Origin of the sequence: Paraburkholderia sp. GV068 (assembly GCF_003058125.1) — a bacterium.
Taxonomy (GTDB): domain Bacteria; phylum Pseudomonadota; class Gammaproteobacteria; order Burkholderiales; family Burkholderiaceae; genus Paraburkholderia; species Paraburkholderia graminis.
In genome coordinates, this window is record NZ_QBUB01000007.1 from 65634 (window position 1) to 80324 (window position 14691).

The 14691-nt window shown below is 60.2% G+C and carries 11 protein-coding genes; 8 read left to right on the top strand and 3 right to left on the bottom strand.

Going from position 1 to position 14691, the window contains the following annotated elements; genetic code table 11:
* Nucleotides 1–124: 124 nt before the first annotated feature.
* The 5 genes from C8K18_RS16130 (at nucleotide 125) to C8K18_RS16150 (ending at nucleotide 7260) form a co-directional block, all read left to right on the top strand.
* Nucleotides 125–2500 carry an acetamidase/formamidase family protein gene (locus tag C8K18_RS16130; RefSeq protein WP_006050996.1) on the top strand — a complete coding sequence of 792 codons (2376 nt, stop codon included), beginning with the start codon at nucleotides 125–127 and terminating at the stop codon, nucleotides 2498–2500.
* Nucleotides 2501–2636: 136 nt separating this feature from the next.
* Complete coding sequence (locus C8K18_RS16135; RefSeq protein WP_006050997.1) at nucleotides 2637–3539, top strand: polysaccharide deacetylase family protein; 903 nt, start codon at nucleotides 2637–2639, stop codon at nucleotides 3537–3539.
* 166 nt (nucleotides 3540–3705) lie between these two features.
* A complete protein-coding gene (locus C8K18_RS16140; RefSeq protein WP_254597473.1) occupies nucleotides 3706–4467 on the top strand; it encodes an ABC transporter substrate-binding protein in 762 nt (253 codons plus the stop codon).
* Between the two features lie 59 nt (nucleotides 4468–4526).
* Nucleotides 4527–6230, top strand: coding sequence for an amino acid ABC transporter permease/ATP-binding protein (locus tag C8K18_RS34060; protein ID WP_107708280.1), 1704 nt, complete (start codon nucleotides 4527–4529; stop codon nucleotides 6228–6230).
* Between the two features lie 13 nt (nucleotides 6231–6243).
* The gene (locus tag C8K18_RS16150; RefSeq protein WP_029969339.1) at nucleotides 6244–7260 is read left to right on the top strand and encodes an alpha/beta fold hydrolase; all 1017 of its coding nucleotides are present in this window, start codon (nucleotides 6244–6246) and stop codon (nucleotides 7258–7260) included.
* 125 nt (nucleotides 7261–7385) lie between these two features.
* On the opposite strand, the gene C8K18_RS16155 is transcribed toward C8K18_RS16150, so the two are convergent.
* Complete coding sequence (locus C8K18_RS16155; RefSeq protein ID WP_232292323.1) at nucleotides 7386–8465, bottom strand: LacI family DNA-binding transcriptional regulator; 1080 nt, start codon at nucleotides 8463–8465, stop codon at nucleotides 7386–7388.
* A gap of 342 nt (nucleotides 8466–8807) precedes the next feature.
* On the opposite strand from C8K18_RS16155, the gene C8K18_RS16160 reads away from it, so the two are divergent.
* From C8K18_RS16160 to C8K18_RS16170, 3 genes are all read left to right on the top strand, one after another.
* Complete coding sequence (locus C8K18_RS16160) at nucleotides 8808–10010, top strand: CaiB/BaiF CoA-transferase family protein (RefSeq protein WP_006051003.1); 1203 nt, start codon at nucleotides 8808–8810, stop codon at nucleotides 10008–10010.
* Between the two features lie 159 nt (nucleotides 10011–10169).
* Nucleotides 10170–11531: an MFS transporter gene (locus C8K18_RS16165; protein WP_107708283.1), complete on the top strand. Its 1362-nt coding sequence runs from the start codon at nucleotides 10170–10172 to the stop codon at nucleotides 11529–11531.
* A 114-nt stretch (nucleotides 11532–11645) separates the two neighbouring features.
* Nucleotides 11646–12635: a D-2-hydroxyacid dehydrogenase family protein gene (locus C8K18_RS16170; protein WP_107708285.1), complete on the top strand. Its 990-nt coding sequence runs from the start codon at nucleotides 11646–11648 to the stop codon at nucleotides 12633–12635.
* Here C8K18_RS16170 and C8K18_RS16175 read toward each other — a convergent pair.
* Both C8K18_RS16175 and C8K18_RS16180 read right to left on the bottom strand, forming a co-directional pair.
* A complete protein-coding gene (locus tag C8K18_RS16175) occupies nucleotides 12610–12891 on the bottom strand; it encodes a CoA transferase (RefSeq protein ID WP_244230985.1) in 282 nt (93 codons plus the stop codon). The two genes, C8K18_RS16170 and C8K18_RS16175, sit on opposite strands and share 26 nt — an antisense overlap.
* Before the next feature lie 57 nt (nucleotides 12892–12948).
* Entirely contained in the window at nucleotides 12949–14691 is a 1743-nt protein-coding gene (locus C8K18_RS16180) for a hydantoinase B/oxoprolinase family protein (RefSeq protein ID WP_181324914.1), read from the bottom strand.

Sequence of the window (14691 nt, forward strand, 5' to 3'; positions counted from 1 at the left end):
TACGGCGGTGCGTCCACGCACTGCCGTAGCGCAGCGCTGCGGCGCCAACCGGGCTGTTATCGATGGCACGGACATTGCCCTTGAACAACTCGACTGACGTTCGTCAGCGTACGGGAGCCTTGGGTTGGATCTACAGCGTTTCACCACCGAGTCATACGCCGAGACAGATCGCCTGCGAGCATGGAAAGCGGAGCTGGGCCGATTTGGCCTGCGTTCCGGCGCGCCTGGGGCAGCCGCGCCCCACTTGCATGGCACGATCAGGTCACGCACGTCGACCAACGGCTTCGAGTTGATCGCACTCGCCGCTTTCGCGCAAACCATCGAACTCAACGTCGACGGCGCCGACAGTCTCCTGATCGCGCTGCATATCGACGGCTGCCTGACGCTTGTCGCCGACGGTGCGAGCGAGAGCGTTGCTACCGGCGATATCGTCTATGCTTCCTCGCGCGAGGAAGCGCTCCTGTCGTTCGCGTCAGACTTTCGAGCGTTTGTGATCCGCGTGCCCCGCGCTGCGATCAACGCACGTCTTCTTACACCGTTTTCATTGCGTGCCGGGCGGTTGCCAGGAGACGCCGGTATCGGCCATGTGTTTTCCGGCTTTCTGCGCTCGGTTGCGGAAAGCGTGGAAACGTTGTCGCTCGACGAGTTGCGTCCGCTGGAACTCGCGCTTGCGGAGTTCCTCGTCGCGTCTCTCGTCGGTCATGACAAGGAAGGCAGCTTCAGTGGCCTCACTCCCTCTCAAGCCGCCCTTTTTTCGCGGGTGTGCCGAACCATCGAGGCCAATTTAGCGGATCCGGATCTGGGGCTGACATCGATAGCAAAACAGGAGCGCGTCTCGCCGCGTTATCTACAGAAGCTGTTCGAAGCCGTCGGACAGAACTTCTCGACTTATCTGCGCTCGCGCAGGCTGGAGCGTTGCCGCGCGGATCTGGTCAATCCTCTATACGAAAAGCTTTCCATTGCCGATCTCTGCTTCCGCTGGGGTTTCAACGACGCTGCGTATTTCAGCCGCGCCTTCCGGGAGCAATATCGGGCATCGCCGCGCACGTTCCGGCACGAAGCGGGTCTCGAACTGGCGCGCCATCTCGTGCAGCGTATCTCGCGCGGCTTGCCCGTCAACGCGGGGAACCTGCTCGTACATGCACAACTCGCCGGCCAGGGTGCCGTTCAGGAAACCGCGGACGAGCCGTACTTTACGACGCAACCCGAAGCTCCTTCCCCATCGCCCACCCGCGAGTCCAGCAAGCCGCGTCATCATCTATTGCGCGCGACGGCCAATACAATTCATTGGGGTTACTTCAGTCACGATCTGAAGCCCGTGCTGGAAATCGACAGCGCAGACACCGTGACTATCGAAACACTCACGCAACACGCGGCGGATGACTGGGAGCGGATGGTGCGTGGCGATCCTGGCGCAGAAAGCGTGTTCCACTGGACCGCGGCGCGCAAGAACGTGAACCGCCGCGGCGCGGGCCCCATGGACGCGTCCATTTACGGACGTGGCGCAGGAGAAGGCTTCGGCGTGCACATCTGCACCGGACCTATCGCCGTGCGCGGAGCGCAACCCGGCGATGTGCTGGAAGTGCGCATCCTCGACATTCACCCGCGGCGTTGCGCCAATCCAAAATTCGCCGGCCGTGCGTTCGGCAGCAATGCTGCCGCGTGGTGGGGATTTCACTATCGCGAGCTGTTGACCGAGCCGAAACCGCGCGAGGTCGTCACCATCTATGAGCTCGATGCGGACGCAACCGACAGTGAGACCGCCTGCGCCCGCGCCGTCTACAACTTCCGCTGGACGCCGCAGCGTGATCCTTTCGGCGTGATGCATCCGACAATCGATTATCCTGGCGTGCCGGTCGATCATTCGACAGTGGTCGAGAATCACGACATCCTGAAGAATGTCCAGATTCCGGTGCGTCCGCATTTTGGCGTGATCAGCGTCGCGCCGCAGCAGGATGGGCTAATCGATTCGATTCCGCCTTCCACCTTCGGCGGAAATCTCGACAACTGGCGCGTCACCCGCGGCGCTAGCGTGTTCTTGCCGGTCGGGGTGCCCGGCGCCCTCCTCTCCATTGGCGACCCGCATGCGTCGCAAGGAGACTCGGAACTCTGCGGCACCGCGATCGAGTGTTCGCTCACCGGCGAATTCCAGGTCGTGCTTCACAAGAAAGAAACGCTCGGCAACGAGGTGTACGCCGACCTCACGTATCCATTAGTAGAAACCGCAGACGAATGGGTACTCCACGGCTTCAGCTATCCGAACTATCTGGCCGAGTTCGGTACGAGCGCGCAAAGCGCCGTGTACGAGAAATCCACGCTCGACCTCGCGATGCGCGACGCTTTCATCAAAACGCGGCGCTTCCTGATGACGACCAAGGGCCTGTCCGAGGACGAGGCGATTTCGCTGATCTCAGTCGCGATCGACTTCGGTGTCACCCAGGTGGTAGACGGCAATTGGGGGGTGCACGCGATCATCCGGAAATCGCTGTTCTCCGCGTGACGTAGCAAGCGGCGGCCTCGATACGCGCGCGTACAAGAGTTTGTTCGCAGCAAGCTCGATGCGGCGATTTTGGCTTCCGTACGATGGGTCCTGACGTGAACACAGGCGTACGCGCCGTTCGACAGGACACTGCACCATGGATTCTCCCGCATATCGCGCGCTGGCCGGCCACGGGCGCTTTGATTATTCGCCGATCGGCGGCCGCCCCGTCTATCGCTGGCCCGACGGTTCCCGCCTCGCCGTCTATATCGGTTTCAACATCGAACACTTTGCGTTCGGCGAAGGACTTGGCCCGACCATCGGTCCAGTGATGCCTGAGCCAGACGTACTGAATCACGCATGGCGCGAGTACGCCTTGCGCGTGGGAGCATGGCGCTGTCTCGATCTGTTCGATGAGCTCGCACTGCCGGTAGCGGGCATCATCAATACGGCGCTCTATGATCACTGCCCTGACCTGGTCGCCGCGTTCGCCCAACGTGGCGATGAACTTGTCGCCCACGGCCATACCAATTCAGACAGACAGGGAACGCTGTCCGAGGCCGAAGAACGTGCGCTGATCGTGGCATGTCGCGAGCGGATCGCCGCGGAAAGTGCACAGCAGCCAGCGGGCTGGTTATCGCCATGGTTGTCCGAGAGTCATGTCACCAGCGATCTCGTGGCGGAAGCGGGTTACCAGTACACGCTCAACTGGTGTCACGACGATCAACCCACGCGCCTCGTTACACGCAACGGTCAGCCGCTGTGGGCAATTCCGTATCCGGAAGAAGTCAACGATATTCCAATGATCCTCGCGCGTCAGATGGACGCAAGATCGTTCGCCGATCTGGTGATAGATCACTTCGAGGAGATGCTGCGACAATCCGCCCGCGAGCCGCTGGTGATGGGCATTGCCTTGCATGCGTACCTGGCAGGACAGCCGCACCGCCTGCTTCACTTGCGGCGGGCACTCGAGCATATCGTCCGCGCGCGCGACGAAGGCCGGATCTGCATCACTACGCCGGGTTCGATCGCAAGTCACATGGACTTCCTTGGCCACTGACTCCCCCTCTTCCCGCATCGCCATATCAGCCGTTTAACCGATGTTTTGTTCAACCTCATCAAGGTTCGCCATGTTCATGCCAAAAGCATTCAAGCTTCTCTTATGCGCTGTCACCAGCCTTCTTCTCGCACAAGGCGCGTCCGCGCAATCGTGCGAACCGTCCAAAGTGGCCCAGAAATATCCGTCGCTGGCCGGAAAGACCATCAAGATCGGCGTCGATCCGGAGTCGCCGCCTTATGCGTTTCGTGACAGCAAGGATTTCAACAAGATTATCGGCGCCGATGCCGACATGGCTCGCGCCGTGTTCGATTGCGCGGGCGTGAAAACGGAGTTCTTCACCGCCGGCTGGCCCGGGCTGCTGCCGGCCCTGCGCGCCGGACAGATCGATGTCATGTGGGACTTGCTGTACTACACGCCCGAACGCGCGAAGGAAACGACTTTCGTCACGTATATGCAGGCCGGTACCGGCGGCCTGGTGGCCGCCGGCAACCCGAAAAAAATCGATGACATCTCAAAGCTCTGCGGCCTCACCGTCACAGCAGGCATCGGCACAGTCGAACTCACGATGGCGCAAGCGCAGGCCGCGAAGTGCAAGGCCGAAGGCAAATCCGACGTGACCATCATGACTTCAGCCGATATCGCCTCGGGTGCGCGCCTCGTCGCCAGTCATCGTGCCGACGTGATGATGTACGACCTCGCGCTCGTCGACGGTCTCGCGAAACAGAACCCGCAGCTCTACACCCGCGGCTTCATGGTGACGAGCGGCATGAAGATCGGCGTGGGCGTGAAAAAAGGCAACGCCGACATGATCGCTGCGGTGTCCGATGGACTCAGAATCATGCAGGCCAATCAGACTCAGAAGAAAACGTTCCAGCAGTACGGCGTGGATCCGTCGCTGGAAATGTCGACCACGTTGCTTACTCAATAAAGGCTGCCTGCGCGGCACACCGTCCAGTGTGTCCGTAGCGTCATGAATCAGGTTCTGACATGAAGGCATCGCGTATCAAACAAAACGTCGTCGGCACGCTCGTTGCGGCCGCCATGCTGGTCTTTCAGCCGGCCATGGCGGCCGGCCTGAATGGCGTCCAGGTGCTCGACGGTTTCAGGGAACTGGCGGGTTATGTCGGCTCGCCGTTCCTGCTCGGCGGCGCGTGGATCGCGGTGAAGATCACGCTGATAGCGATGTCGATCGGGCTCATGCTCGGCCTCGGCCTTGCACTGATGCGGCTCTCGCGATTCAGGACTTTGAACTCGGCGGCGTGGGGCTATATCTGGTTCGTGCGCGGCACGCCGCAACTGCTGCAGCTCGTATTTATTTTCGACGCGTTGCCGCTGATCGGTCTGCGCTTCGACGAAGTCTCGACTGCGGTTATCGGCTTCGCACTGAACGAGGCGGCGTTCAGCGCCGAACTGTTTCGTGCCGGCATTCTGTCGGTGAACCGCTCGCAATCCATCGCGGCCGCGGCGCTCGGCATGGGACCGTTGCTGACATTACGCCGCATTATCCTGCCGCAGTCCATGCGGGCGGTGATCCCCGGCCTCGCCAACGACACCATCGGCATCTTGAAGCTAACCTCGATCGCCTCGGTCATTTTCGTCAACGAACTCACCTTTCGCTCGCAACAGGTCGTCGGCCAGAACTTCAAGTTTTTTACCGTGTTCGGCGCAGCGGCGGTGATCTATCTGTTCCTCACGAGCGGAATTTCACTGGTTCAGGTGTGGCTCGAACGCATCTTCGATCACGAGCGCGACCGGAAACTCACATTCTCGTGGTTCGGACTGCGCGTTTCGACGCCCGATGCGAAACCGCCCGGCGCTCCGGATCTCGCGCCAGTCGCCGCTCAGGAGATGGAACCGAATGGTCACGCGTGGATCGGCACGCTGCTGCCCGCAGAAAGCCGCACGCCCCGGCATCGCGACGAACCGTTTGTCGCATGCAGGAACGTCTGGAAGTCGTATGGCAAACGCGAGATTCTGCGGGGCGTCGATCTGTCGATTGCGCATGGCGAAGTGGTCGTCATTCTGGGTCCGAGCGGCTCAGGCAAAAGCACGCTGCTCAAGCTCATCAACCATCTGGAACCGCTCGACTGGGGAACGATCAAGGTCGATTCACGGTATGTGGGTTATCGGGAAGTGCCGGGCGGCGGCGGCACGGTTCGGCCTCTGCACAACCTCGCACGCGCACGCGCCGAAGCGCGCGTCGGCATGGTATTTCAGCACTTCAATCTGTTCAGTCATTTGAGCGCGCTGGACAATATCGTCGAAGCACAGCGGCAGGTCTATGACGTGCCGCGCGCCGAAGCACAAGCGCTCGGCCGCGACCTGTTGAAAAGCGTCGGCCTCGCCGCCCATGCGGATTTTTTGCCGCATCGGTTATCAGGCGGACAGCAGCAGCGGGTGGCGATTGCGCGGGCGCTCGCGATCAAGCCCAAGCTGATGCTGTTCGACGAGCCCACTTCGGCGCTCGATCCAGAACTTGTCGGAGAAGTGCTTGGCGTGATGCGTGGCCTCGCCGATGCCGGCATGACGATGATCGTGGTCACCCACGAAGTCCGCTTTGCCCGCGATGTCGCCGACCGCGTCGTTTTCATGGATGGCGGCGAAGTCATCGAGCAGGGGACGCCGCAGCAGGTCATCGACAACCCGGTTCACGAGCGCACCAGAAAATTCCTTAACGTCGTCGCTAATTGAATATGAGGCTCTCATGACGGACTTCGAAACTTTCAACCTTGGTCGCGTCGTGCTGCAGTCCGGCGCGACGCTGCCCGACATGCTGCTCAGCTACAAGACCTATGGCCGGCTGAATGCGGCACGCGACAACGCGATTGTCTACCCGACGTTTTATAGCGGCAGCCATCTGGACAATGAATGGTTGATTGGCGAGCACATGGGACTCGACCCGCGTGAGTACTTCATCATTGTGCCGAACATGTTCGGCAACGGCGTATCGAGTTCGCCGAGCAACAATCCGCCGCCTTATGACCGTGGACGCTTTCCGCGCGTCACGCTATACGACAACGTCGCGATGCAATATCGCCTTGTGACCGAGAAGTTCGGCATTGAGTCGCTCAGGCTCGTCACCGGCTGGTCGATGGGCGCGATGCAGGCGTTCCACTGGGCGGCGATGTATCCGCGAATGGTCGAGCGCATTCTGCCGTTTTGCGGAGCGGCACGGTGCTCGCGGCACAACTTTGTGTTTATCGAAGGGCTCAAGGCACCGTTGCTGCTGGACCCTGCATTCCACGACGGGTTCTACGACACACCGCCCACGCGCGGAATGCGTGCCGCTGCCCGTGTGTTTGCGGGCTGGGGATTTTCGCAGGCGTTTCTGCGCCAACGGCTCGACATGGAAGCAATGGGATATGGCTCCCTCGAGGACTTCATTACCCAGTTCTGGGAGGGCGATTTCCTGAAGAAAGACGCGAACAACATCCTGTCAATGATGTGGAGCTGGCAACACGGCGACATATCCGCGAATTCGCTGTATAACGGCGATTTCGATCTGGCGTTGGGCAGTATCACCGCCAGGGCAATCGTGATGCCCGGGCGCACCGATCTATATTTTCCGCCGGAAGACAGTGAGTATGAAGTGTCGAAGATGCCCAATGCACTGCTGCGGCCTATCGAGTCAGTCTGGGGGCATTTTGCAGGCGGCCCAGCGGCCAATCCCGTCGACGTCAAGTTCATCGACAATGCAGTAAGGGAAATTCTGGCTATGTAACGCTCCTGGAACATATCGACCTATTCGCTGATGATCGAGCAGTTCGCTTGCCGGAACTCAGGAGACTCGGAGACCGTTAAGTTGATGATGCAGCGGTTCGCCGGAACGCCAGGGGGAACGGTACTTCAGTGCCGTATGCGCGGTGCCGCGCACGAGCCTCGCATCACCAGTTCCGCGTCCACCGTCAATCTTCGTCGCGGCAGTTTTGGGTTGTCCAGCCGCTCCATCAGGAACCTCCCCGCCGCCTTGCCCAACTGGTCATGACTCCAGCGCACCACGGTGAACGCAGGCGTGGCGAGAAGCGCAACGTCGCTGTCGGCCCCCGCGATGACCGATAGGTCTTGCGGTACCACAAGTCCGCATTCCCGCGTCGCCTGCATTACACCGGGAAGCAGTGACGTTCCGCCGGCAACGATGGCCGTGGGCGGCTCGGCCAGCTCGAGCAGATGGCGTGTCTCTGTATAGCCGGCGTCGCGTGCAAACGTGGCGTGTCGAATCAATTCCGGTTCCAGCGTCAGCCCGCGCTCGTTGAATGCATCGCCGAACCCCTTCAGGCGGCTTTGAGTCGGATGCACGCCTGGCTCGCCAGAAATGAGTGCAATGCGACGATGCCCAAGGTCGGCAAGATGATGCACCGCTTGCCGAACACCCGCGGCATGGTTGACCGTGACCGAATCCAGCTCGGCAGGCATCTCACGGTCCAGCAGCACGACTGGAAACTGCACCTCGCGCAGCATTGTCAGAAGGGCCGGGTCTTCTTCCGACGAGGTAGCGATAACGAGGCCATCAATCCGCCTCTGCTGGAATCCGAGCAGCAGTTCCAATTCCCGCTTGATGTCGTGATAGCTGGACGCAACCATCAGTGAGAACCCGAAACCCTCGATCTCCTTCTGCATCGAGTCCACGAACATACTCAGCACGGGCACGGTGAAGTCGCGCATCACGCAGGCGAATGTCATCGACCTGTGATTGCGCATGCTTTGGGCCACCATGTCCGGCACATAGCCGAGTTCGACGATGGCCGCCTTCACGCGCTTGCGCGTATCCTCGCGGACGTTCGGGTGCGCGTTTATCACGCGCGAGACGGTTCCGAGACTTACGTCGGCCAGAAGCGCTACATCACGGATTGAAGGCTTGCGCTCGTCGTCAGAAGCCGTATCCGCCGAAGTCCGGCGTGGAGAAGTGCCTTTCGATTCTGTGCTCATTGGTTGGAACAGGCCTTTGTCAAGCCATTGGAAGAAGCGCCTGGGACTCACTCGCCCGGCCTCCCTCGGTACGAGCTTGCGGCTTTTGCCAGCGTGGCTCCTGCCCGCCGGTTTGCCCTGCGGCATGAAACGTTCCCAATGTTCCGGGCTCGGCCGGCTTTGTCAAGCAGGCTGTAAAAAGCCGCTTTTCCAGGGAACCACCGCCTTGACAACGATAATTGACGCTCTATATTGGAAACGTTTCATTGAAGATCCGCATCGAGTGCAAAAGCTGCTTCTCTTCAGATCTTTTATTTTGGAAACGTTTCATTTCAATAGCGAGACACCGTGACGGGCATTACCATGACTGAACAACGAAGCACCCGAGGGCTCCCGCTCGAAGACATCTGTGTGGTGGAGATTGGGCACAGCCTTGCGGCACCGTACGCGGGCATCATCCTGGCTCACCTTGGCGCCCGGGTCGTGAAGATTGAGAACGCTGCCCAGGGAGATTACGCCCGCGGATGGGGGCCGCCCTTCATCGACGGCGCGTCCGCGCTCTTTCACGCAATGAACCACGGCAAGGAAAGCATCAGCGCCGATTTTGGCGACCCGGCCTGCGCGAGATCGATTCGGGACTTCATCGTCGAGAATGCGGACGTGGTCCTTCAGAACCTGAGGCCCGGCAATCTCGACCGTTATGGCCTGGGTGCACAGGACCTGACGGAACTCTGTCCGTCGCTCGTCTATTGCAACCTTGGAGCCTTCGGAGCCACAGGCCCTTTGCGCAACAAGCCCGGTTACGACCCGTTGGTGCAGGCCTATAGTGGAATGATGAGCATCGTCGGACATGCAGACGATGCGCCCAGCCGCGTCCCCGTTTCGATCAACGACATGGGCACGGGGATGTGGGCCGTCATTGGAGTTCTGGCCGCGCTGCGAGATAAAGGCCGTGACGACCCAGAACGCGGTCGGATTGTCGACGTGTCGCTCTATGAAACCGCCCTCGCCTGGATGACGGTACCTCTGTCGGACTGCCTCGCCGGCGGTCCGGAGCCCACCCGCATTGGTTCCGGTAGTCCGAACATCGTGCCTTATCAGGTCTTCGACTGCACCGATGGCGCAATCCTCGTCGCCGCGGGTAATGACACGCTGTATCGGCGTCTGTGCAATGTCATGGACCTGCCCTCGCTCGCCGACGATCCTCGATTCTCCACCAACGGAGACCGCGTTCTGAACCGGAAGGTGCTCATTCCGCTTCTCGAAGCCAGGTTCGCGCAGAAGCCCGCGGGAGACTGGCTTAATGCGCTCGAGGCCGGATCGATTCCATGCGGCCCGTTGCAAACGGTCGATCGCGTGGTCACAAACGAACAGACCGCGTCTCTCGACATTCTTCGCCGGACGCCCGACGGACGCACTACGACCGTCGCGCTTCCCGTTTCTTTCGACGGCCGGCGCCCACCGTTGCCCGGCAATACACCGGGGCTCGGCGAACACAACCATCTGCTGATCAGGACGCCGGCACACGACCGTGCTGACGACCTGTTGCGGCAGGAAAGCGATTGACGCCAGTTGCATCCTCAAAGAGGCAGATAAAGACCCAGGTAAACGCCGAAGTGAAGGTCCGGATAACGATTCAAATAGAGTTGCACACACACTTCCATCAAGGATTCCCGGACGTCGGCCTCATGCGGCAGGCGAACCGGGACAATCAGGAGACAGCAATTGAGCCAGACCTTTCTTGAACCCACGCCGGCGCCATCGGACGAAATGCCGGCCGTCACGGCCGTGAGCGCGGATGAACACAAGCTTTATCTCCGCGTCGCGCTTCGCATCGTGCCGCTGCTCTTCGTTTGCTATGTGGTCGCATTCCTCGACCGCATCAACGTCGGCTTCGCGAAGCTGCAAATGCAGGACGCCCTTGGTTTTAGCGATGCGGTATATGGTCTGGGCGCGGGCATCTTCTTTCTTTCGTATTGCCTGCTCGAAGTGCCCAGCGCTTTGCTTCTGAAGCGCATGGGTGCGAAGAAAACCATCGCCCGGATCATGATCTGCTGGGGGATTGTGGGGATGTGCACGGCATTCGTCACCAACGTGACCGAGTTTTACATCGTCAGGCTGCTGCTGGGCGTATTCGAGGCGGGCTTCTTTCCTGGCGTTATTTTCTATCTCAGCTCCTGGTTTCCGGAGAACCGGCGCGGCGTCATCATCTCCTGCTTCATGGTTGGATTCCCCATCGCCGGTCTTGTCGGCGGTCCCGTTTCCGGCTGGGCGATGACGGGGCTGGCGAACGTCGCGAACATGGCGGGATGGCAATGGCTTTACATCGTCGAGGCACTGCCCGCGGTCGCGCTCGGCATCCTCACGCTCTTTATCCTCGACGACAACATCGACAAAGCCAAATGGCTGACCGACGCGGAAAAGAACACGCTGCGGGAAGGCTTCCGGGTCGAAACCGAACGCAAGCGCAAGAACCACCAGGACGGGCACGGCACTCTTGCGCAGGCTCTTGCGGACCCGAAGGTCTACATGCTTGCGTTCATCGACTTTGCGTTTGTTTGCGGCACCTATTCCGTCACGTTCTGGTTGCCGACCGTCATGAAGAGTTCGGGCATATCCAATCTGTCGCAACTCGGGTGGCTATCGGCCATTCCTTACGGAATGGGCGCGCTGGGAATGATCGTCATCAGCCGAAGTTCCGACCGGATGCTCGAGAGGCGCTGGCATGCAACCATCGCCGGCGTGATAGGCGCGATAGCGCTTCTGCTGGTATCGCAGTCGATGAGCTCGGCCGTCGTGACCCTCGCGCTGCTGACCGTCGCGTGCGTCGGCATCTTTTCGATAAACGTGCTGATCTGGTCGATTGCTGCCGACTATCTTCACGGTTCTGCCGCGGCAGCGGGCAGCATCGCGTTCGTGAACTGCATAGGTTTGCTTAGCGGGTTTTGCAGCCCATTCGTCATCGGATGGTTGAAGACAATGACAGGCACGCTCAATAGCGGCCTCTACGTCATGACGGCCGTTCTCTTTCTTGGAATCATCGTCATGTTCGCAGGATTCAAGCCCAGGGCGGTCAGGTCAGCGTAGACGCCCCAGAGGCCGCATCCAGACGTAAGCAGCAGCAACCGGCCTGTTTTCCCTGAACGATTCACCGGGTGGGCCTTCGCAAGCCCATTCAGGATCAACGGTAAAGAAACTCTCATGCACAAAATCGCCATCCTCGACGACTATCAGAATACATCGATGAAGTTCGGTAACTGGCACGGTCTACGTGAGCATGCCGAAATAACGGTCATCACCGACCATATCGACAATGAAGACGCTCTGGTCGAACGGCTTGAGCCGTATGACATTCTGTGCGTCATGCGGGAACGGACCTGGTTTCCGGGAAGCGTCCTCTCGCGACTCAAAGGCCTCAAATTGCTGGCAAGCACCGGGCCGTGGAACGCCGCGATCGATATCGAAGCCGCGGACGAACTCGGCATCACGGTCTGCGGGACGGCCTCGTCGCTCACCGCCGCGGCTGAACACACATGGGCGCTGATTCTGGCCGCGGCACGCCACATCCCGACAGAAGTAAGCTCGTTCAGAAACGGAGGATGGCAAGTTACCGTCGGCCGGGACCTGAACGGCAAGACGCTCGGTGTGCTTGGACTAGGCTATTCGGGAAGCGTGACCGCACGCGTCGCACAGGCCTTCGGCATGAAGACAATCGCATGGAGCCAGAACATGACTGCGGAGTCCGCGGCGAGCCATGGGGCTCAGTACGTATCGAAAGAAGAATTGCTCGCCTCCAGTGACATTCTGTCTATTCACGTTCGCCTTTCGGAGCGCACACGCAATATGATTGGTGAACACGAGCTTTCTCTGATGCAGCCTCACGCGCTGCTCGTCAACACCGCGCGCGGCCCGATCGTCAACGAGCAGGCTCTGATTGCCGCGTTGAACCGCAAGCAGATTGCGGGTGCCGCCATGGACGTATTCGATGTCGAGCCATTGCCCGCGAATCATCCATACCGGACCATGGACAACGTCATAGCAACTTCACATATCGGCTACGTCACCGAAGGTTCTTACGAGTTCTACTATGGCGAATCGGTGGAAAACATCCTTGCCTGGATTGAAGGCAAACCGATTCGCACGCTGACCGCAGCGAAGCGCGAAATCAGCTACCAGACGGTTCCCTCCTGACAAGGTAATCTACCGGAAAAAGCGGCGGTGTCCCGCCGCATTTCTTCGACAGGCAGGCCGACAAACGTAGCTGCACCGTCTTGTGTCGTCCGCTCGATACGAGCGCCCTTGTCTGTTCGTGTGCGACCACCTGATCGACCGTTTGAATCGGGCCACAAGAAATACCGGCCTCGTCGAGGCGTTCAAGCCAGTAAGCAGCGGCCTTCTTGCCAAAGGCACGCTGCAACAGGTCGATAAGTTCTACACGGTTACTCACTCGTCGAGTGGAAGCTGCCTGGTCATCTGCATACTCCGTTTATATGCTGTCACCGGCTTACGTTGCCTCCACGGCGACTTCATATTTCTCCGGCTGGATCGGCCCCAGGTCGAGCTGATAGATGCGGACTGCCGCCTCGCGACTGATGTAGCCGTCGGCAACATCGGCGAGCACCCGCGCGCGCTCGCGCTGCCGTGGCTCGCCGAAACCGCCGCTGCCTGCCGGCTGCACGACGACCCGGTCATTCCGGTAGACCACCGTCTGGCCGCCCTTTGCAGGTACGGCCACCTCCTGGCCGTCCGCGCGCCGTACCTTGCACACAAACGGGCTGCCGGCGAGGCCGCCAAAATGTCCTTCAGGCGCCGTATAACCGCGCTCTCCCGAGACCGTAAAGGTGGCTTCGTCATATTCGACCCGGTACACGCGGCGAGAGGTCAGCCCACCGCGCTGCCGGCCGGCGCCACCCGTATCCGATACGAGCGACCACTCTTCCACCAGCAACGGCGATGTCCGTTCGATCATCTCGATCGACTGGCTGCCAGCGTTGCCGACATAGACCCGGATCCCGCTGACCCCGTCCTTGTCTGGCCGCGCACCCATGCCGCCGGCGTGAACGTCATGCATCGTGACGAATTTTTCTCCAGTCTCCGCCACTCGCCTCTGATTCGTATCGCGTCCGCTAAAGATTCCCGCGCAGGCCGCGCAGTTGCTTTGTCCGAGGATGCGATCCGGGACGGCAGGCGCAAGAGCCTTGAGAAGAAGGTCGATCACTCGCGGCGAGGTTTCGGTGTTGCCCGACACGACAGAGGCCGGGTACTCGCAATTGAGGACACTGCCTTGCGGAGCAATGATGGTCACGGGCCGATAGCAGCCCTGGTTGATTGGAATGCTAAGGTCCGTCAATGCCTTGACTGTGAACCAGGTGCTGTTGCAGGTGACTGAAAACGGACAATTGATCCCGCCGCGCACCTGAGCGCCTGTCCCCGTGAAGTCGAAGGTAATGTGGTCGCCCTTCACGGTAACGTTCACCTTCAGGAGCGGTCGCTCGTGCTTCCATCCTGGCGCCTCGATCGGGTCGAGGAATTCCTCAGCTTCATAGACGCCGTCCGGGATCTTCGCAATCTCCGCGCGGATGAGCTTCTCCGAATGGTCGAGACTCTGGCTCATGACTTCGCGCAATGCATCGGCGCCATATTTCGCCACCAGCTCGGCAATGCGCCGGTCGCCCACGTACGTGCCGGCGTACTGCGCCTGGATATCGAGCCTTAATTCATGCGAGTTTCTGCTGTTGCGCGTGAGTATTTCCAGTACGTCGCGCACCGGCTCGTCGTTCCGGTACAGCAGAACCGGCGGAATCCGGATTCCCTCGGCGAAGACGTCCCACGTCGCAATCGCATAGCTGCCCGGCGACTGACCGCCAATATCGGTCCAGTGGCCACGCGTCATCACGAAGGCGACGATCTCGCCGCCGACAAAGACAGGGCGCGTGAACTGCACGTCCGGCTGGTGATTGCCGCCCCCCACGTACGCGTCATTGCTGACGATCACATCGCCAGGCCGCAGATTGTCGCGGCCGATCGCCTCCACCGACACGCGCGTGGAGATCACGGCCGAACCCAGCATCGTTGGAATGTCGTTGCCTTGAGCCACGAGTTGCATATCCGCGTCGAAGATTGCGGCCGACGAGTCGCCACTCGCATGCATCAGCGGACTTCCCGCCGTGCGCATCATTGCAATCTTCATTTCGCGCGCAACCGCATACAGGCTGCTACGGATGATTTCGTATGTCACGATGTTCAT

What these genes read in the sequence shown, in the direction of transcription:
- C8K18_RS16150 (WP_029969339.1), top strand. Translation starts at nt 6,244, where the DNA reads ATGACGGACTTCGAAACTTTCAACCTTGGTCGCGTCGTGCTGCAGTCC.
- C8K18_RS16160 (WP_006051003.1), top strand. Translation starts at nt 8,808, where the DNA reads ATGACTGAACAACGAAGCACCCGAGGGCTCCCGCTCGAAGACATCTGT.
- C8K18_RS16170 (WP_107708285.1), top strand. Translation starts at nt 11,646, where the DNA reads ATGCACAAAATCGCCATCCTCGACGACTATCAGAATACATCGATGAAG.
- C8K18_RS16180 (WP_181324914.1), bottom strand. Translation starts at nt 14,691, where the DNA reads ATGAACATCGTGACATACGAAATCATCCGTAGCAGCCTGTATGCGGTT.
- C8K18_RS34060 (WP_107708280.1), top strand. Translation starts at nt 4,527, where the DNA reads ATGAAGGCATCGCGTATCAAACAAAACGTCGTCGGCACGCTCGTTGCG.
- C8K18_RS16155 (WP_232292323.1), bottom strand. Translation starts at nt 8,465, where the DNA reads ATGAGCACAGAATCGAAAGGCACTTCTCCACGCCGGACTTCGGCGGAT.
- C8K18_RS16135 (WP_006050997.1), top strand. Translation starts at nt 2,637, where the DNA reads ATGGATTCTCCCGCATATCGCGCGCTGGCCGGCCACGGGCGCTTTGAT.